The sequence below is a fragment of the Streptococcus sanguinis genome (assembly GCF_008329445.1).
GTDB classification, from domain to species: domain Bacteria; phylum Bacillota; class Bacilli; order Lactobacillales; family Streptococcaceae; genus Streptococcus; species Streptococcus sanguinis_O.
In genome coordinates, this window is record NZ_VIBR01000001.1 from 865,443 (window position 1) to 884,338 (window position 18,896).

The 18,896-nt window shown below is 40.2% G+C and carries 17 protein-coding genes; 2 read left to right on the forward strand and 15 right to left on the reverse strand.

The features are described from left to right. Window positions 1-108 precede the first annotated feature (108 nt). From FKX92_RS04400 to udk, 6 genes are all read right to left on the reverse strand, one after another. Window positions 109-654, reverse strand: a complete 546-nt coding sequence (locus FKX92_RS04400; protein ID WP_149565641.1) for a hypothetical protein — start codon at window positions 652-654, stop codon at window positions 109-111. 959 nt (window positions 655-1,613) lie between these two features. After that, on the reverse strand, window positions 1,614-2,279 hold the full coding sequence (locus FKX92_RS04410; RefSeq protein WP_149565642.1) for a DUF443 family protein: 666 nt from the start codon (window positions 2,277-2,279) through the stop codon (window positions 1,614-1,616). A gap of 69 nt (window positions 2,280-2,348) precedes the next feature. Then, the gene (locus FKX92_RS04415; RefSeq protein WP_149565643.1) at window positions 2,349-3,347 is read right to left on the reverse strand and encodes a hypothetical protein; all 999 of its coding nucleotides are present in this window, start codon (window positions 3,345-3,347) and stop codon (window positions 2,349-2,351) included. Window positions 3,348-3,504: 157 nt separating this feature from the next. Beyond that, on the reverse strand, window positions 3,505-4,185 hold the full coding sequence (locus FKX92_RS04420; RefSeq protein ID WP_149565644.1) for a hypothetical protein: 681 nt from the start codon (window positions 4,183-4,185) through the stop codon (window positions 3,505-3,507). Window positions 4,186-4,257: 72 nt separating this feature from the next. Further along, entirely contained in the window at window positions 4,258-4,926 is a 669-nt protein-coding gene (locus FKX92_RS04425) for a YoaK family protein (protein WP_149565645.1), read from the reverse strand. A gap of 166 nt (window positions 4,927-5,092) precedes the next feature. Next, on the reverse strand, window positions 5,093-5,728 hold the full coding sequence (udk, locus tag FKX92_RS04430; protein WP_187759378.1) for a uridine kinase: 636 nt from the start codon (window positions 5,726-5,728) through the stop codon (window positions 5,093-5,095). A gap of 79 nt (window positions 5,729-5,807) precedes the next feature. Between udk and FKX92_RS04435 the strand changes: the two genes are divergently transcribed. Together FKX92_RS04435 and FKX92_RS04440 are read left to right on the forward strand one after the other, a co-directional pair. Continuing rightward, window positions 5,808-6,818 (forward strand): Gfo/Idh/MocA family protein, encoded by a 1,011-nt coding sequence (locus FKX92_RS04435; protein WP_149565647.1) that lies wholly within the window; start codon window positions 5,808-5,810, stop codon window positions 6,816-6,818. Beyond that, on the forward strand, window positions 6,808-7,899 hold the full coding sequence (locus FKX92_RS04440) for a DEAD/DEAH box helicase (RefSeq protein ID WP_187759379.1): 1,092 nt from the start codon (window positions 6,808-6,810) through the stop codon (window positions 7,897-7,899). Before FKX92_RS04435 ends, FKX92_RS04440 begins: the two co-directional genes overlap by 11 nt. A 93-nt stretch (window positions 7,900-7,992) precedes the next feature. Here the strand turns inward: FKX92_RS04440 and FKX92_RS04445 are convergent, their stop codons facing one another. From FKX92_RS04445 to FKX92_RS04485, 9 genes are all read right to left on the reverse strand, one after another. Beyond that, window positions 7,993-9,390, reverse strand: coding sequence for a polysaccharide deacetylase family protein (locus FKX92_RS04445; protein ID WP_149565648.1), 1,398 nt, complete (start codon window positions 9,388-9,390; stop codon window positions 7,993-7,995). Window positions 9,391-9,451: 61 nt separating this feature from the next. Further along, the gene (gene gloA, locus FKX92_RS04450; RefSeq protein ID WP_002895748.1) at window positions 9,452-9,838 is read right to left on the reverse strand and encodes a lactoylglutathione lyase; all 387 of its coding nucleotides are present in this window, start codon (window positions 9,836-9,838) and stop codon (window positions 9,452-9,454) included. 160 nt (window positions 9,839-9,998) lie between these two features. Next, the gene (locus FKX92_RS04455) at window positions 9,999-11,390 is read right to left on the reverse strand and encodes a sensor histidine kinase (RefSeq protein ID WP_149565649.1); all 1,392 of its coding nucleotides are present in this window, start codon (window positions 11,388-11,390) and stop codon (window positions 9,999-10,001) included. Continuing rightward, window positions 11,380-12,054, reverse strand: coding sequence for a response regulator transcription factor (locus FKX92_RS04460; RefSeq protein ID WP_002897753.1), 675 nt, complete (start codon window positions 12,052-12,054; stop codon window positions 11,380-11,382). The genes FKX92_RS04455 and FKX92_RS04460 overlap by 11 nt, the downstream gene beginning before the upstream one ends. A 104-nt stretch (window positions 12,055-12,158) precedes the next feature. Continuing rightward, window positions 12,159-12,641 (reverse strand): hypothetical protein, encoded by a 483-nt coding sequence (locus FKX92_RS04465; protein ID WP_125410333.1) that lies wholly within the window; start codon window positions 12,639-12,641, stop codon window positions 12,159-12,161. Window positions 12,642-12,821: 180 nt separating this feature from the next. Further along, on the reverse strand, window positions 12,822-13,637 hold the full coding sequence (locus FKX92_RS04470) for an SDR family NAD(P)-dependent oxidoreductase (protein ID WP_125341320.1): 816 nt from the start codon (window positions 13,635-13,637) through the stop codon (window positions 12,822-12,824). Between the two features lie 3 nt (window positions 13,638-13,640). Then, window positions 13,641-13,967 carry a DMT family transporter gene (locus FKX92_RS04475; protein ID WP_125410331.1) on the reverse strand — a complete coding sequence of 109 codons (327 nt, stop codon included), beginning with the start codon at window positions 13,965-13,967 and terminating at the stop codon, window positions 13,641-13,643. Window positions 13,968-14,022: 55 nt separating this feature from the next. After that, complete coding sequence (locus FKX92_RS04480; RefSeq protein ID WP_125410330.1) at window positions 14,023-14,307, reverse strand: helix-turn-helix domain-containing protein; 285 nt, start codon at window positions 14,305-14,307, stop codon at window positions 14,023-14,025. Between the two features lie 267 nt (window positions 14,308-14,574). Beyond that, a complete protein-coding gene (locus FKX92_RS04485; protein ID WP_187759380.1) occupies window positions 14,575-18,789 on the reverse strand; it encodes a GbpC/Spa domain-containing protein in 4,215 nt (1,404 codons plus the stop codon). Between the last annotated feature and the right edge of the window lie 107 nt (window positions 18,790-18,896).

Consider the following 18,896-nt stretch of genomic DNA (forward strand, 5'->3'; position numbering starts at 1 on the left):
GAGTGATAAATTGAGAAAACAAAGATAATGATATAACTAAAAATAGTAAATTAGATATCCATTCCCTTGTATGCCCTATTATCCCAAAATCGTACAAAGTCTAAAAAATTAAAAGTTGTCATTTTGCAGAGTTTGAATAATGAAGGGCCATTTTTTTAATAGATAATCTGCATTTAGTATAAATAAAGAAAGTAAAGCCCCTAGAAATATCAGAAAGACATCTCCAAGAACACCTGATAGAAATAGCCAAGCACAAATCAAAATTGCTAAATATATCACTGATTTCAGTGTAAGAAAAACTATGCGTCTTCTTCTAAGGCTTTTTACAAAATTAGCCAACACATGTTTATCAAGCGCGGATTTTTGAAGTTCTAGCTTTGATTGATAACTTTTTGTAATCCATTGGGCCAATAGATAAGAGATTACAAGTAGAAATAGAACTAGGAAAATCCGAGTACTCCCACTTTCAAATATACCAGTTTTTTCAATACCAGTCATCAGAAATCTTAAAACGTAAACAGTTATCGGCACTAAAATATAAGACCAATAATTAGGAGGTCTCACCTCTTCTAATAATGTTTTATTTTCAAAATCAAAATGGTAACACTTATCCTTATAAGCACCTAAATTCACCAACTTTGCTTTATTTTTCAATCATATTCTCCTTAGTAATCAGCTTATTTCATTCTCAATTTGTTTCAAATAATTGCCAGCAATTATCATTCGTGACAATCATTTTTAATACATTATCGCCCATACTAAACTTTTTCAATATCATACCAAAATAGTCTATGATAATAATTTCATCCTTATTATCATAGAGCTGACTGACACTTCCTATTGGCAATAAATTACCCTTTAGATACTTCCTCTGATAATTCCTTTAGCATCAAAAATTTTTTGATCGGTCGAAGCTTAATTGTCGAAAAATAAGAGACCGGGACAAAAGGCTAAACAGGATATAGTTATGCAGGTTCGCTTCTTGAAGATAGGCCAATAAAAATTGAAATGTCATTATGGAGAAAACAATACCTGTCAATAAGAGGAACAACAAATTATTTTTGCACTTCTTAATAAAGTCAGACCAACCAAAATAATTATTAGGATTATAAGTCATCAATTTTGGCTCATACTTTGGCTTCAGAGCCCACTCTGCTAAAAGAACAATTGCCATTATCATACTTATAAGCAAGCCATATTTTACAAAAGGAACTGAGAAAGTAAGAAAACCAATAGAAGAGAGTAGGTTGGTTAGTATCAGTCCAGAAGATAAAACGGCCCATTTAATATCCCATGATTTATCTGATTGATAAGAGTAGGAATAGAGCTCCCCTGATTCAAAATGATAGAAAATATCTTGTTCTTGAAAATTTCCAACAAACAACATTTTTTAATTGCAGGCATTTTATTCTCCTTAATCATTGAATCATTTAACTTCTTCAGAATTTTATTTTTACTTTCAGTTCATCTAACACACTAACTATCCTGCTCATAAATAATAAATTAGTTATCTTATATTCGTTTCTAATATACAAGCTAATGGAGAAAACTTCTTTTACTGTAACAGAGCTTACTAAAACTATCAGGCAATATACTGTCCCACATTTAGAAATCTAATCCTTCCATTCTTTCTCCTCTTTTCTCTCTATTATATACTGACAATTCTCACTATAGCTTAGATCACCTGCTAAAAGTAAACTAATTAGTAACATAAGACCATGAAATATCAGGAAGATTATAGTTCCCCAATTTAAAATGAGATAGCTAAACAAAACAATTAGGAAGTTGAGAATCAGAACACTCTTAAACTGCTTTTTCATCCAAGGAGCTAATTTAGCTAATTTTATTTTCCCTTGCTCTTTTGTATAAAGACTAAAATTAAATTTCTTTGCTAAAGATCGAGATGATAAAAAATGGACTAGATTTGCAAATAATACTGCTAGTATAAAAGTAAGAAACCAATAAATCAATCTTTCAGTGAATGAGAAGCGAGGTGAATTAAGGTAAGTATCTAAGCTTTCACTAGTTCGTATCCGCCCTGCCCAGACTGAAACAGCTAAAAATACTGGCATTGGAATTACAAGTGTCTCCAACCAATGTTTTTTACGCATTCGAACCTCCCAAAATTGCGACTCTGTCAATTGGTATATCGTTCGATTGCTAAACCAATTCAGATAAGGAAAAAAATAACCCCACAATGTCGGTAGCTTATCCAATAGAAAATATTCCTTACCATCCTCCAGCAATATATATCGAAAATTTACATGATGCGCTCGCATAGCAAACCTCCTACAATAAATATAAAAATAAACAGGTCTTGTTTGAATCAAATCTGATTGTTAATTTCCTTATTTCTTCCCTTTTTTAGTTCTATCTTTTGATTTTTTAATTTTCGATAGTATAAAACTAGCCAAGCAATCTACTCCTATTAGGTAGATGAAAACTCTGCCAATGAAATTTAGCCAAAGAGGATGTTTTATACTTGGATTCGAATAGTTAGTATTATAAAAAACACCTAAGAATATTGCAAAAGCTAAGATTTCAATAGGAATACGAATTTTTGTTTTTTTCAAACTAAATCCTTTAAATAGATTTCGAAAAGTTTCTTTCTTTTTAGGAGCCTCTTCCCAATATTCCTCACTCTGAATTTTTAGATATAAAAGGTATGTAACCTCTATGATTAGTTGGGAGAACGCATAGCTGAAAAGAAGAGAACCAAAAATCCCAAAGATAAGAATTAACTTTCCTGAAAGAATTCCTCCTAACATAGAGAGACCGAAAATAATGAGAAGAGAATTTCGACTATAGACGCTAGATTTCGCTAAATAGTTGCCCACTGTTCTATTAAAAGAGAATCCATTTTTAAGCTGCCTTTTTAACCAAAGATAATGATAGATAAAACTTAGAACTGTTTCTACGATAAATAGTGGCACAAAAAATGGTGAGTACTTGGGAAACCCTATCGTAAATTCTTTTGTTGATATCGAAGTAACTACAATTAAAAGCATCATCAACTGTAAAGAAAAGAATATACTTGCATAACATAATGCTAGAAAAGCAGTTGATAAAATTTGCCTTTTGTAAACAAAGGAACCTAAAAAAGGAAGAAAAAAAGCTATAACAAGATAACATGCAATAAACACGAGTAAATTAAAAAATATATTGCTAAATGGATTAATTTCCAAACCTATATTAAAATAGTAATAAAAAGCAATAATTTCAATAGCCAATATTAGTAATCCAGTCCATGCAATAACCAGCATACTGACAGATGCTCGTGTGTTAGCTAGACTTTTAAAATACAGCTTATTTGCATCTTTAATTTCTTTAAACGTATTTTCTTTCAAATCTTTATACCTAAAAAATAAACTAGCCGTGTTCCCTTCATCCTTACATGAGCATTTTGTTCAATCTATGAAAATGCTGTCGATAATACTCAGCATTATTGATAAATTAATCCCTATAAAAAATCTGCACTATAAATGAAGAACAAAGAATTCAATTTTATTTATCTTTCTTCCCCTTTTCTTCTGCAAATATCACTTTCCCTTGCTCATACTTCCGCACGGCTAACAACCAGCGGATGGGGTTGTTTTGGAATAAGAGTAGTACGACGCTAATTGGAATAATCGTTGCTCCGATTGGTACCATGAACATAGACGGCTCAAACCATTCATGTTCATAGTAAGGAATGAAGGTTGCAGGTATGACAAGGAACACAGCAATAACCAGACAGAACAAAAGAACAAGGATAACAAATAGATACAAGATGATTTTATCGACTGTTGGTTTCTTATCTGGAGATTTTCTCCAAAAGGTACTTCTTTCAACTGCCTGTTTAAACTGCTCTTCACTTGCTGGAACGACAGACTCGACCCCACTGTAGAAGAGTTTTTCGAATCCATAAACACTTCCGATAAAAACGAAAAGGATTGCGGCTAGATGGATAGGAATCATCCACTCACTCAATCTAAAGGGCGCTATCAAGGAACGAATCCAAATACCGATGATAGCAACTAGCACGAAAGCAAAGAAGAGAACCCAAAGCCACTTGGATTTCTTTGAACTGATGACACCATCGGTGTCTGAAACGGTGCTAGATTCTGTCGCTAACGCCTCTCTTGTCCTTGTATTATAATACACGGATTGCAGGCTTCCTTGCCCTATATAAATGATTTTTCTCAAATTCTTTCTATTTATCCTTCTTTCTATTTATTTTTTATTTTAATAAATACGATCCATTGGCATTCAGCAACTTCATCTCCTCGCATACTGAATGCCTCGGAAAAGGAGAAAGGCTGTTAGAATCAGGGAAACCAACCAGATGGTCTTCAAGAGGTAAAATTGAATCAGATAGGTAGAGATGATGGCTCCGATTACAAAGCTTGCTAATAAGGCTACAAAGAAAAGGCCTTCTTTCAAATCTTTCCCTTTCTTATTTCGAGCATAGTTGCCAAAAGCTACCATGGTTTTCTTAATATTCCCCGTCATAAAGGAATTGTTATAGACAATGCCATCCACCTCGCCAAAAGCCGTCGCAACCAGTCCCATGCAGAAAGCCAGTGGCGGCACAATATAGAGATGGGGTACATTTGCTGGCAAAAATCCTGCGACAGTTGTCGTCAATATCAAGGGAAAAACGCTGGACAGTCTGCGCCAAGAATGCTCAAAGTGATACTGAAAAACGGTCATCAGAAAAATACCCAGCATAAAGGCTAGCATAGTTGCCAATTTAACTTCGATTCCTCTTGTCTCCTGATTGATGAGTTCAACCGAAAGGAAAACGACATTTCCCGTCTGACCTGCCACCAGGGTCCCTCCCCTCTCAATAAAGGTATAGGCGTCGATAAATCCTGCACAAAAGGTCAAGAGGCAGGCAAAAAATTTTGAACGAGAGTGAAACTCTCTTTTTACAAATTGTTTCATAAACCACCTACAAAATAAGGGAGTGACCAGACTCCGAAATTCCTAGATTTCAGTCCGTCCACTTCCCCTTGCTAGATTAGATTTCAAAAATCTTGCAGCTACTGCGATTCGCCAGATTTACAGCTATTTATTTTCCTAAAATGACAGAGCTAGAAAGCTGTCTGTCCTAGCCTTCTCTGGCTTCCTTAAGGATTTTTTCAATCTTGGTCGTAATCAGGTCAATAGCCACCTTGTTAGAAGCTCCCTCTGGAATGATGACATCCGCATAGCGCTTGGTCGGCTCGATGAACTGATGGTACATAGGCTTAACGACACCCAAATACTGTTCGATAACGCTATCCAAACTGCGGCCGCGCTCTTCCATGTCCCGCTTAATCCGGCGGATAATCCGAACATCATCATCTGTGTCCACAAAAATCTTAATATCCATCAAATCTCGCAGGCGCTGGTCCTCTAAGACCAAAATCCCCTCAACGATGAACACATCCTGAGGCTCCTGACGATAGGTCTTTTTGCTGCGGGTATGCTCCGTATAGTCGTAAGTGGGAATATCCACTGGTCGACCAGCCAAGAGCTCCTTGATTTGCTCAATCATCAGGTCCGTATCAAAGGCAAAAGGATGGTCATAGTTGGTCTTAACCCGCTCCTCAAAAGTCAGATGCGTCTGATCCTTATAGTAGGAGTCATGCTCAATCATGGAAATATTTTCATTTGGAAAATTAGCTAAAATTGCTCGAGAAACACTGGTCTTTCCGCCTCCAGAACCACCAGTTACACCAATAATAATAGGTCTATTTTGCATTATAAGCTCCATCTCTTGTTATCTTATCTATTTTACCGCAATTCATGTTATAATGAAAGAGCTAAAATAAAAAAAGTACATGCTTAAAAATAGAAAAAAGGAGGTTTTTATGCTCAAACTTGGAATTATCGGAACAGGTTCTATTTCTCATGAGTTCATCAAGGCCGCTCACTCAACAGGCAACTATCAGCTGGCGGCAGTCTACTCTCGGACTCTGGCTTCTGCTGAGCGCTTTGTGCAAAACTATGAAAATACAGCAGTCTATACTGAAATGCTGGACTTTCTGTCGTCTGATATCGATGTCGTTTATATCGCCAGTCCCAACAGCCTGCATTTCAAGCATGCCAAGGTAGCTATTCTGGCTCGTAAACATGTCATTGTCGAAAAGCCAGCTGTCTCCCGTCCCAAAGAATGGAGTGAATTGGTCAAGCTGGCTGACGAGCACCAAGTCTATCTCTTTGAAGCTGCCCGCAACTATCATGAGCAGGCCTTTGATACAATCAGTGATTTTCTCAAGGGCAAGACCGTCTTGGGAGCCAACTTCACCTATGCCAAGTATTCTTCAAAAATGCAGGCTATGCTTGCGGGAGAGCAGCCCAATGTTTTCTCAGCTAAGTTTTCTGGCGGCGCTTTGATGGATCTAGGTGTCTATCCTGTCTATGCGGCTATCAGACTTTTTGGCCATCCTCGCTTCGCTCGATACAGCGCTCAGCAGCTAGCCAATACGATTGATTTAAATGGAGCTGGCTGTCTCATCTATCCGGATTTTCAAGTTCAGATTCAAGCCGGTAAGAATATCAACAGCAATCTGCCAGCAGAGATTTACACAGATCAGGGAACTCTGACTTTAGACGGGATTGAATTTATCAGCTCTGCTATTTTCCAAAGTCTGAACGGCCAAGAGGAGGTGCTGCCTATCAAGCGTGCTTCCCATACCATGCTGGAAGAGGCTCAGGCTTTCGCACGAGTGCTCAAGGGTGGACAGGATGCGGCTTACGAGAAATGGTTGGATGCGGCAGCGGCCGTTCATGAAAGCTTATTTGCCATGCGCAAGGACGCTGGCATTAGATTTGAGGTTGATGATGATTAAGGAACAATTTCCCCTGAGCTGGCAAAATCAGCTGGCTCAGCTAGGCTTTGAAGATTTGACAGCTATTCAGGAGAAGATGTTTGAGCCTATTTCTGCAGGCGATACGGTGCTGGGAATCAGTCCGACTGGTACTGGTAAAACTCTGGCCTATCTCTTTCCCAGTCTGCTCAAGCTGACACCTAGAAAAGCACAACAGCTCTTGATTTTAGCTCCTAACACCGAGTTGGCTGGACAAATCTTTGAGGTCTGCAAGACTTGGGCGGAGCCTTTAGGGCTGACAGTTCAACTCCTGCTCTCCGGTTCCAGTCAGAAGCGACAGATTGAGCGTCTTAAGAAAGGCCCAGAAATTATCATCGGAACGCCTGGACGGATTTTTGAGTTGGTCAAGCTCAAGAAAATCAAGATGATGAATGTCGAAACCATCATTTTGGACGAATTTGACCAGCTGCTCAGCGATTCTCAGTATCACTTTGTAGATAAAATCACCCACTATGCGCCTCGTGACCACCAGCTGATATATATGAGCGCCACCGCTAAGTTCGACCACGATAAGATTGCTGAAAATACTCTAGAAATCAGCATTGACGACCAAGTTTTGGACAACATCCAGCACTTTTACATGCAAGTCGAAAAACGTGATAAGGTGGACTTGCTCCGCAAATTATCCAATGTTGAAGATTTCCGTGGACTGGTCTTCTTCAACGCTCTGTCAGACCTGGGCAGTGCTGAAGAAAAACTCCAGTATCGTGAAACCAACGCCGTTTCTCTAGCCAGCGATGTCAACGTTAAGTTCCGCAAGGTGATTCTAGATAAGTTCAAAGAACACCAGATTACTCTCCTGCTAGCCACTGATTTGGTTGCTCGCGGCATTGATATTGACTCCCTAGAATGCGTCGTCAATTATGAGCTTCCGCGCGATTTAGAAACCTATACCCACCGCTCTGGACGAACCGGCCGCATGGGCAAGGAAGGCTACGTGATTACCTTCATCAGCCATCCAGAAGAGCTGAAAACATTGAAAAAATACGCTTCCGTTCGCGAAATTGTACTAAAAAATCAAGAACTTTATGTAACGAGTTAAGCTAAAAAAGCTTTGGAAATCTCATGTTTCCAAAGCTTTTTTCTTCTACTTCTTATCAATGTCGATTTCAAACATCTTAACCCAAGGACCATCTTAGTCTCTGCCGTAATAAATACGATGGGGCTCTAGCTGACCTTCCAGCAGCTCATCGACCGTCACCAGAGTATAGCCGTTACTCTTCAGATATTCGAGGACACTTGGCAGAGCGTCAATACTGGTCTGGTGAATATCATGCATGAGGATAATCGATCCTGGCTGAGTTTTAGCAATCTCTTGCATAATGGCTTTAGTATTGCGTGTCTTCCAGTCTAGGCTGTCCACATTCCACATGATAAAGGACTGGTCAACCGAATTTTGGATTGTAGCATTAATAGCTCCATAAGGAGGCCGCGTAATCGTTGGCTTGATGCCTATGACATTGTTAATAGCGGTCTGGGTATCAAGGATTTCTTTTTGGGCTGACTCCAGAGGTAGTTTGGTTAAGACTGGATGGTCCCATGTATGAATCCCAATCTGATGACCTTCATTGTGCACGCGCTTGACAATCGCTTCATTACCAGCAATGTTTTGCCCAACCATAAAGAAGGTCGCTTTGGCACCATACTTCTTGAGGATATCCAGAGCCTGCGGTGTTGTCTTAGGATCTGGACCGTCATCAAAGGTCAGAGCAACCATTTTCACATGCTTCTTAGCCTCGAAACTCTGATAAGCCGCCAAGTCATCTCCGGTCAGATAGTCCGCATTGATCTGGTCATAAAAGCTGGATAATGGAACGTCAATGCTGGTTAAGCCTTGCACTTCCTTGCTCAGCTTAATAGAAAAATGGCTGTACTCATAACGGAAGGACCACTGACCCAACTCCGTTCCATTGAGGGTGTTGAGGATTTCCGTCTGCACCGCCTCATCGGCCTGTCTAAAGGTCAGCTGGCTGGATATCTCGTTGATGAAGATTTCCTTAGCTGCATCGGGATCCTGAAAGAGCTTATCCAGAGTGAAAGGGCCGCCGTCTGCACCGAGATAGCTGTCAGCAACTTCCCGCTCTTCTCCTTTACTGATTTTCATCTCTTTGACATGATAGTCCTTGCGATGCACCAGTACTTCTTTAACATCCTTCAGGCTCGTTTCTTTTTCCTCAGCATAGTAGAAGGTCAATTCCTCAATCTTATCGCCCTTCTTCTGATTATCCTTAATCGTCTGGCTATCTGCGTCCATCTGCTCCTTGACGCTTGCCATAACCTGACCATCCAGCAGAGGATAGAAGGACTCCACATAGTGGCTGCCAATCATCTTGCTCTGCTTTTCAGTATTTTCAGCGTGGTAGGTCTCTTCTTGGGCAATCAGCACACTAACTTTCTCTTGCAGTTCCTTTTCTTGGAAAATAGCGTAAATTTTTACAGCACCCAGAAATAAAGCAGCAACAAAAGCTAAACCTAGCAAGCTGAGAACAATGAGTGTTTTCTTTCCGTGTTTCTTGTTATTTTGTCTTTTCATACACCTGTCCTAAATGAATAAAAATCATCATTTATCTTGCAAAATTAACTGCAGCTAGATGTTAAAGACTCTTCTCACGAATGACTTCCACCTTGTAGCCATCAGGATCTTTTACAAAATAATAATTAGGCGGGTTGCCGGGAAGACCCTTTGGATCTGTCACTTCATAGCCTTTCGCCTTGTGCTCAGCGTGCAGACCTTCCAAGTCTGGCGTGCTAAGTGCCACGTGAGCAAAACCGTCCCCAATCACATAAGGACCATGATCATAGTTATAGGTCAGTTCCAGCTCATAATCATCGCCTTCCAAACCTAGATAAACGATAGTAAACTGATAATCTGGAAAATCCTTGCGGCGCAGCTCTTTAAAACCAAAAGCCTCTGCATAAAAAGCGATAGACGCTTCCAAATTCTCAACACGCAAACAAGTATGTAACATTTTTGATGCCATAATTTCACCTCATTCTTTCTTGTTTATTATTATACCTTATTTTGGGCAAAACTTATATTAAATTTTTAAAAAAGTAAATAGAAGCCAGATAAAAAGCAAGCCATTAAGACCTGCTAAGAATTGTTTTTCAAAAAATTTGTCAATGAAAATCACTCTTCCGCTATTTAACAGAACGCTTTTTCGTTTCTTTCAATAGCAGTTTAACTTCAAAGACCGTACCTCTTGGTTTGTTGTCCTTGACATAAATAGAGCCTTTGAAAGCATCGACAATCTGCTTGGCTAGAGAAAGTCCCAGACCAAAGCCACCTTTCTGACGGGTCCGAGCCTTGTCCACCCGATAAAAGCGATCAAAAATCTTCTTCTTATCTTCATCGCTGATACCAGGGCCATTGTCCGCCACTCGGAAAATAAGGTAACGATCTGTCGAAGTAGCCATGACACTGATTACGCCATCATCATCTGTATACTTGATAGCATTGTCAAATAGAATAGTCATCAGCTGCTTGAGGAAAATTTGATCGGTCACAATAGGGTGCTTAATCATATTTTCTGAATGAAAGGCTTTTTTATTCTCCCTTGCGATAATACAGTAATTAGCAAAGGTCGTATCAAAAAATTCTGGTTCGACTTCACCATATTGAGGTTTGATGCCATCATCGCGACGGGCCAGATTGAGCAGATTGGTCGTCAGCAAGCGCATATTTCGTACTTCATCCAAGCTAGAAGCGATATTTTCACTGCTCTGCATAATTGTAGCTTCAGGCTTACGAAAGAGCGTCTCTAAGCGGCTCTGCAATACTGCCAGAGGAGTCCGTAGTTCGTGACTGGCATTTTCCACAAAAGCCTTCTGCTTCTGGATACTTTCCAGCAGAGGCTTGACACTCATCCGAGCCAGATAAATACTGGCAATCAGAGAAATTCCCCAGAAACTGACCATGACCATGGCAATCAACTGCTCATGCTTGCTGCTGGTCTGCTCCAGCTGGCTGATACTAGTCATGACCACAGCGTACTTGATATCAGGATACTCATTTTTAGGATCAATATCAAAGAGATAAGCCCGATAGCTTTCTGTCTGACCAAAGCTATTACCAATCACAATTTCCTTGATTTGATTTAGATAGGACTTGTTAAACTCTAATGAATTAAAGTCCAGAAAACCATCGCTCTTGCTGGTGGAAATATTTTTATAATCATCATCCAAAAGCAGGGCAAAAGTATTAGAGCTGACATTTGGCGTAGTTAGATTGTTAGGCTTAGGCTCTTCATCTGAATCACCATCTGGCTCTTTACTGCTTTTAGGACTTTTAGAATTGACCTTATTACTCGGATCAGACTGCTGACCTGTCGTCCGATAGGCCAAATCAGCTACCGAACTAGGATCATTACTCAGATTCCTCAGATTTTCATCAACTGACGTATAAAGGCTGGAGCGCATAACCTGAATAATAATCAAGGTCATGGCTGAGAAGATTAATGTAAACAACCCAAAATAGCGAATGAAATAAGAGAAATCATCCGCATAAAAGGTCTTCTTGATTTTATTCAGCATCTTTTAAAATGTAGCCGACACTACGAAGAGTATGTAGGTTTTTCGCAAATGCCGTTCCTTTCAGTTTTTTACGAATCTTTGAAACGTACACTTCGACAACGGAAACAGTGGTATCACTGTCAAAGCCCCACAGACGGTCAAAAATTTGAGTCTTAGGCAAGATTACATTTTGATTTTGCAGGAAATAAACCAAGAGGTCGAACTCTTTACCAAGCAACTCTACATCTTTACCCGCCTTCGTGGTCGAATTTGTAGATAGGTTGACAGTTACATCACCATAAGAAAGAGTATTCTCGTTGAATTTACCAGCGCGTTTCAAGAGCGCTTGGATCCGCATTTTCAGTTCTTCCAAATAGAAAGGTTTTGTCAGATAGTCGTCAGCGCCTAGCTCAAAGCCATGTCCTTTGTCATCCAAGCTTTCCTTAGCTGTCATGATGAGGACAGGGGTTGTGACTCCTTTTGCTCGGAGATCTTTCAGCACTTGGAAACCATCCTTTTCAGGCAGCATGAGATCCAGTAAGATGAGGTCATAAACACCGCTTTCTGCTTCATATAGACCTTCTTCACCATCAAAAACCTGCATTACATCTGCAAAATCATCTAAAAAATCAAAAACTGAGTTTGACAGTCCAAGGTCATCTTCTACCAATAGAATTTTAATCATTTTTCTTTCCTCCAATAAAACTTTCCAAGATTATGTCTTTTGGTTTTTGTTTTATTTGCTATTCTTATTATATCATGACTTGGGTCAAAATCAGTAAGTTTTTTCTACGACTGCGACGTTTTATTTTCTTTTGTCGACTTATTATTGTTCTTGTCCGATTGTTCATTTATGTTCGTTGAAGACTTTTTCTTGTTTTTCTTCCCGTTGTCATTTTGCTGAGCAGAAGAATTCTTGCTCTTGTCATTGTCAGACTGCTGGCCGTCTTGAGGCGGCATTCCTTGGTCTTGACCGTTCTGTCCTGGACCACCATCCTGCGGCGGCATTCCATTACCTAGTCCACCATTTTGACCATTCTGACCAACTTGTGGCGGCATTCCATTTCCTGCATCCTGACCATTCTGACCCTGCTCCGGTGCTCCAGGCATAGTAGCTGGCTGTTGAATAGCTGATTGCTGATTGTTTGTACCGTGAATAGCTGTCGCAAGACCATAACCGCCCAGAAGTCCGACTGCTAGAGCACCACCCGTCGCAACCGTCAGCCACCATTTAGTGCTTTTTTCTACAACAATCATTTTTTCCATATCCATTTAATATGTTCCTTCTTTCTTTTGTAAATTTTTCTATCTGTTTCTATCAAACAAGAAGCTAATGCAGCTTACAAGTCATCCCATACACATCCTTTCACTTGAATAGCATTATCATATAGATTTTTACTTAAACAGGACTGAATTTTTTCTTAAAAAAGGCTGAAAGATAGGGAAAATGGATTATGCAAAGTGCTTTTTTAATATACGGCTATACTTATCTAATAAAAGAAAATCAGCTAATCTTGAAGACAGAAGATTGAGTTTAGCAAACAAAGATGCCCCTCGCCCCATTAGGATGACTCTTCGATGAGACTTAATACCTTTTAGCAAAGCTAGGCAAACTTCGTCTGTAGTTGAAATCTTAATTCCCATTTCTTTCCAAACAGGATGGTAAGGCTTTTCTGAGGGTGTGTCCGCAGCATTGGGACAAAAATAGGTTAAATACACCTTTTTCTGCTCCTGCTTTAATTCGCGATTCATTGATTCAATAAAAGAAAAAATCCCTGCGCGACTAGCCACATCTACGCTATAGTAAGGGAAAGCGAGCCGCCCATCTGCAAAACCGCCAGAATGCACAATTGTAGCACCTTTTTCATTTGCTAATAAGGGCAGAAAAATCTTGCTAATCAGAATGGCGCCAGATAAATTGATCAATAGTGTCTGCTCTATGTCCTCAAGAGAATGCGCTGACAAAGACTTTCTTACATCAAAACCAGTTGCATTGATAACAATATCTATACATTCCGACCACTCTTGTATCTCTGATACTACATTTTTTAGAGACTCTTCACTTGTAATATCCACTGAGCTTATTGGAATAAAAGACGAAAATTCTTGCACAAACATCTTTAACTTCTCTATATCTCTTCCTAATAGATATAACCTAGCACCTGCTTGATGAAAAGCCCGTGTATAGACTCTTCCCAAACTACCACTTGCACCAATAATTACAACCTTTTTATTTTTAAAATAATTATCAAACATATAATTCTCCATTCTCTAGTGAGTCTTTTGTGATAAGTTCAATAAAACAAGTCCGACAATAACTAGACTTATCCCTAAAAGGCTTACAGCTGTTACTTTTTCGTGCCAAAGCAGAATAGATAATATCGTTGTCCCTACTAGACCTATTGCAGACCAAATAGCGTAAGCTAGATTTAACTGAATGCCCTTTAAAGATAGAGATAAAAAGAAAAAGCACAAGCCATAAAACATCAAAGCAAGGCAACCGAAAAATAACTTCGAAAAACCTTGAGATAGTTTTAAAAGACTTGTGGTGGCAATTTCAAATAGAATTGCGAGAGATAAATAAAAATAGTAAAACATTGTTTTCCTCCTAATATTCTAAATAACTAAAAAGTTAGCAGGAAAATCAATAGAATTATCCGAGAGATGAAACAAAGCAAGTCCAAAGTGTACAGGCATTTGTCAAAATCATTGATTTTATGCTCGAATCTTTGGAGATAGATGGAGCTTTTCGACCACATAGCTCATCTAATGAAATCTGGTAAAAATCGGCTAGACGAATAAGACTTGCACTATCTAGAATCGTCTTATCATTTTCCCAGTTCGAGATGGTCTGCCGAGTCGTCCCTAGTGATTCTGCAATCTGAGCTTGGCTATAGCCTTTTTGCTCCCGTATAAACTTCAATTGTTTACCTAACATTATCTTTTCCTCCTCATCATACTTATTTTTTAGTTATTTGGCTAGATGAAATTCTTTAACATTAGTGATTATTGTAGGTAAAAATTCTTTGACATGGCTATTATAACATGATTTACGTTCATCTTAAAATACTTGCCTATCTAAAACACTTGATACATCTATCAACCATTTCCTCAAAAATTCCTCAGTAAAAAAGACTGGGACGAAATTGTCTCAGTCTTGATTTATCATGTTCAAAAGCTCTGGATGCAGGAGCTGCTTATCTTTTTATGACTCTTTCTTAGAAGAACGGAAGCCAGCTGAAGCTAGCAAGACCGCAAAGCCAAGATAAGTAAGAAGAGAGCTCGTATTGCTTCCAGTTTTAGGCAGTTGACCTTGAGAAGCTCTTTCTTTGGTTTGGTAGCTGACAGATAGCTGCAAGTTGCTTGCTTGTTTACTTGCAGATCTTTGATGCTGCCAAGTCTGGTTTGACAGAGGCTCAAATTTCTGTGCTGTTTGAATAGTAATTTCTGCAGGAGGTGTTGAAACACTAACCTGATTGGACTCTATCCGGTATTGATTATTAATCAGCAAGCTGAAATGATTGGTATAAGTTCTGCCTGGATACAAGAGTCGACCGACTGCTGCTAGAGCTAGGGTCTCGGTCGCAGAATTCAAGTCAGCATTGTAGCGTTCAAGCAGACCTGGTGCAGCAACAAAAGTCAAGACTCTGGTGCTTGGGTCATAAGAAACCTCGTAACCAGGACTTTTCGCTCTGGTTGCTTCTAGATCCAATTCAAAACCTTCTGGCAGGCGATCTTCCAATACGAAAGAATGAATTGGCAGGCGATAAGCAGGCAAAGCATCCGTTACCAGATTAAGGACAGCAAAACTTCCCTGGCTAACCTCTTGTTGATGAATATTCTTCTTGGACTCATTCTCCACCTCTTCTCTGACTTTTAACTGGATAAAGAGCTGGTTAAAGTGATAAGTTTGAGTCGGCGCTTGCGGACGGCTTGGCAAAGCTTGATAGCTAGGCTCAGCCGGCTTTTGAGGAAGCTCCTTATAGTTTGGTTTGTCAGGCTCCTCTATCAGAGGCAGGTCACTTTCTCTGACAGGTGCCTGAGGCTCAGGCTGAAGAACTGGTTCTTGTGGGAGCTGGAGTTCCTGTAGATAGCGTGGCTCCTGAGGCAGGTCCTCTAAAGCAATTTCTTCTTCATAAGCAGGCGATTTCGGACCTTCTCCCGTGCTTGCTTCAGGATCTTTTTGAGGTTTTCCTGGTTCTTTCAAATAAGATGGTCGTTGTGGTTCCTGTGGCAGTGGTTTTTCAACCGATTCTTGCGGAAGGCTCAGCAAGGGCTGCTCCTTCTCATAGGTTGGCTCTTCAACTGCAGTCGGCTCTGTCAATAGAGAAGGGGAGCTAGGTTCTTCTGGCACTTCCTGATAAACTGGCTTTTGAGGTTGAAGCGGCTCAGGCAGATAAGTTGGCTCTTGTGGCAGAAGTTCCAAATCTCTTTCCGGTAAAACTACTGGCTCCTCAGGCCGATTGGGAAGGGGAAGAGGTTGAGTTTCTGTCGGCTGTTTAGGAACTTCTTGATAGGTCGGCTGATCTGGCTCTTCTGGCAAAGGTTGATAGACTGGCTGACTCGGAAGAGGCTTCAAGGCCTTGACTTCCTCATAAGCCGGTTCCTTAGGTTGAGCAACTTCTGTCGGAGCAACAGGCTTCATTGGAACACCTTTGGCTTTAATATCAGAGTTAAATACAAACCAAGCAGAACCCCGATTTCGCGAACCGATATCAAAAGAAATGACATCTCCCTGTGCCTTACCGACGATAGCGCCATACCAGTTATAGGGACTGTTCGGCGAGTCCCATTTGTTATACTCAAAGCGAGAGCCTTCCTTCTCATGGTTAATAGAAATATCGGCATGAACACTGGTATCTGGGTGAATGTTAATAGCAGATCCTGTGATAGGAACATATTCACCATTAAAATTCTTAATGTACTCAATCGCAGCTTTGTTCGTATTTAAAGATGAGAAGCTGACTAGCGAGCCTGTCATATCAAGCTTTTCTCCTGCCTCATCGAAAAACTCCGCTTGGACATTGACCCGAGAATGGCCATAAAAATCCAAGGTCCACACAGTCAAGGTCGGATCCTTAACTAAGAAAACTGGAAGCTTATCCTGACTCTTCGTTGATTCTTTCAGAGTATAAGTGTAGACAACTTTAGCAATTTTCTTACCCTGAATACTGGAATTTTTGATATTGGTATAAGTAGCTACCAGAGGCACATCTTTTTGTAAAATGACTTTAGTCTGATGTTCTTTCCCTTTTAAAACACTGGTCAAAGCAGTTATTCCTTGTTGATCCATTCCCCAAGAACGAACCTCATCAGTCAGCTCATCATTGGTATAGGTTCTAATAGAGGGATCAAGCGTCAAGACAGCCTGGGGCTCAGATTTGAAAACAAAAGGCTGGCTTTCAACCTTACTGAGATAGCCTTCTTCATTTTTCTTAGCTTCAGCTTCCTGCAACTCTCTCTCAAAAATTACAAGAGCTGCATCATACTTAGTTTTGGCTGTATCATAGGCAGCTTTTGCCTTCTTATATTCTTCTAAGAGCTTATCATAGTCAGCTTTCAAGCGGGCATTTTTTTCCTTAATGCTTGCATTTTCCTGCTCAATCACCGCGTTCTGCGCTGAAATAGCCGCAAGGTTTGACTCATAATCTTCTTTTAGTATTTGATTTTCTGCTTCAATTCTTGCAAGATTTTCTTGGTAGCCCGCCAAGTCTGCCTGATAAGCAGCTAGTTTATTCTTGTTTTCTGTCTCAATCCGAGCAGTCGCCTCCTGGTAGGTAAGCAAGGCTTTCTCATATGCTTCTCGACTTTTCTGATTGCTTTCGGTGATTCGAGCCACATCCTGCTCATATTGAGCTAATTGATTTTTATAAAGCTCTTGTTTTTCCTGATTTTGCTGACGAATCTGGGCGTTTTCAGCTTCAATGGCAGCATTACGGGCTATTACTTCTGCTTTTTCTGTCTCATAGGCAGTTTGCCGCTTCTTATTTTCAGCTTGGACACGCTCAAGTTCAGATTGATAGGCAGTCAAAGCTGCTTGATGATCTCTCGCTTTGGCATCATTGGCCGCCTCGATTTCAGAGCGATTCTTTTGATAAGCAGCTAATTTGCTCTCATAGTCTTTCTCTGCCGCTTGATTTTTTTGACGAATCTCAGCCAATCGCTCTTGATAAGCAGCTAAATCAGCCTGATACTGCTCCTTTAAGGCTATATTTTTCTTCTGAACAGCTAGATTTTGGGCCTCAATCTCTTTGTTCTGCTCTTGGATTTTAGCCAAGGATGTCTCATAAGATTGTTTTGCAGCTTGATTGTCTCTTTGAATGCGTTCTACTTCCTGCTTGTAAGCCCTTAAATCTGACTGATACTGCTGTTCTAGCTCGGCATTGTCTTTCTGAACTCTAGCCAACTCTTTCTCATAATCAGCCATGGCTGCTTGATAAACAGCTTCTTTTTCTGCCTTAACCTGAGCCAATATGGAAACCTCAGTTTCATACCGTTTGACTGCTTCCTGATAGGCCTTTTCAGCGGCCTGATTTCGTTCTGCAATGGCTGCATTTTCAGCTTGGGCTGCTTTGTTGTGAGCTGAGACCTGAGCAAGCTTTTCTTCATAGCGACGCTTTGCTTCTGCATTCTTCTCCTGAGTAGCTTTCAGCTCTGTAGCATAGCTCTCCATAGCATTTTGGTAGTCTGCTTTCGCTTGAGCATTTTCCTGTAAAATCCGTGAACGCTCCTCTAGATAGGCTGCTAAAACTGCTTGATAGGAGGCTTCTTTCTCTTGATTGATTTTTACTATACGGTTCAATTCTGCTTGATAAGCAGCCCGTTTCTGTTCATAGTCTGCCTGAAGCTGAGCATTTTCAGCTTGAATACGACTGGACTCTTGTTCATAGGAAGCTAAAGCCTTGTCATATTGGTTTTTCAAGACTTGATTGTCAGACTCTTTCTGACTGAGTTCTTTCTCATAAGTCTTCAGTTGCTCTTGATAAGCTGCTGTGGTTTCACGTATTTCCTTGACTTGGGTCGCATAATCTGCTAGCGCTGTCTCCCGTTTACTAGCAGCTTCTTCTGGATTTCTAGCTGTTCCTAAATCAACAGTCGGCTCCTGCTTTAGCTGAACTCCTGCTTTCTCGGCCTCTGCCAAAGCTTGGTCCATTTCTGCATGAGAAACCTCCAAGGGAAGCTTGTCTTGATTAACTGGCTCTGACTGAGCAGGCGCAACAGTTGGCTGGGACGCTTCGGTTGGCGAAAGAGTAGCTTCAGAAAGGGCAGACTGTCCTGCTGCTGAAGATACCTTTTCCTCTGCTTGAACTGATCCGGCAGCTACCAACAAAGCCGCACCCAAAACAGCTCCGCACAAGCCCTTAGAAAGGCGGCTCTTGCGGAAGCCATAGACTATTTTCTTTTCCATTATAAACTCCATTTCTCCTTTAAACAGTTTCCTGTTTATTTCACATACTTTTCTATTTTATCAAAGCAAAGGCATATTAGCAATGTTTAAATACTCAAAATGATAAAGAAAAAGCCTGA

Bases quoted from the DNA above. Each gene is read 5' to 3' on its own strand.
- FKX92_RS04410 (WP_149565642.1), bottom strand. From the start codon at position 2,279: ATGCGAGCGCATCATGTAAATTTTCGATATATATTGCTGGAGGATGGT.
- FKX92_RS04425 (WP_149565645.1), bottom strand. From the start codon at position 4,926: ATGAAACAATTTGTAAAAAGAGAGTTTCACTCTCGTTCAAAATTTTTT.
- udk (WP_187759378.1), bottom strand. From the start codon at position 5,728: ATGCAAAATAGACCTATTATTATTGGTGTAACTGGTGGTTCTGGAGGC.
- FKX92_RS04435 (WP_149565647.1), top strand. From the start codon at position 5,808: ATGCTTAAAAATAGAAAAAAGGAGGTTTTTATGCTCAAACTTGGAATT.
- FKX92_RS04440 (WP_187759379.1), top strand. From the start codon at position 6,808: ATGATGATTAAGGAACAATTTCCCCTGAGCTGGCAAAATCAGCTGGCT.
- FKX92_RS04445 (WP_149565648.1), bottom strand. From the start codon at position 9,390: ATGAAAAGACAAAATAACAAGAAACACGGAAAGAAAACACTCATTGTT.
- gloA (WP_002895748.1), bottom strand. From the start codon at position 9,838: ATGGCATCAAAAATGTTACATACTTGTTTGCGTGTTGAGAATTTGGAA.
- FKX92_RS04455 (WP_149565649.1), bottom strand. From the start codon at position 11,390: ATGCTGAATAAAATCAAGAAGACCTTTTATGCGGATGATTTCTCTTAT.
- FKX92_RS04460 (WP_002897753.1), bottom strand. From the start codon at position 12,054: ATGATTAAAATTCTATTGGTAGAAGATGACCTTGGACTGTCAAACTCA.
- FKX92_RS04465 (WP_125410333.1), bottom strand. From the start codon at position 12,641: ATGGATATGGAAAAAATGATTGTTGTAGAAAAAAGCACTAAATGGTGG.
- FKX92_RS04470 (WP_125341320.1), bottom strand. From the start codon at position 13,637: ATGGAGAATTATATGTTTGATAATTATTTTAAAAATAAAAAGGTTGTA.
- FKX92_RS04475 (WP_125410331.1), bottom strand. From the start codon at position 13,967: ATGTTTTACTATTTTTATTTATCTCTCGCAATTCTATTTGAAATTGCC.
- FKX92_RS04480 (WP_125410330.1), bottom strand. From the start codon at position 14,307: ATGTTAGGTAAACAATTGAAGTTTATACGGGAGCAAAAAGGCTATAGC.
- FKX92_RS04485 (WP_187759380.1), bottom strand. From the start codon at position 18,789: ATGGAGTTTATAATGGAAAAGAAAATAGTCTATGGCTTCCGCAAGAGC.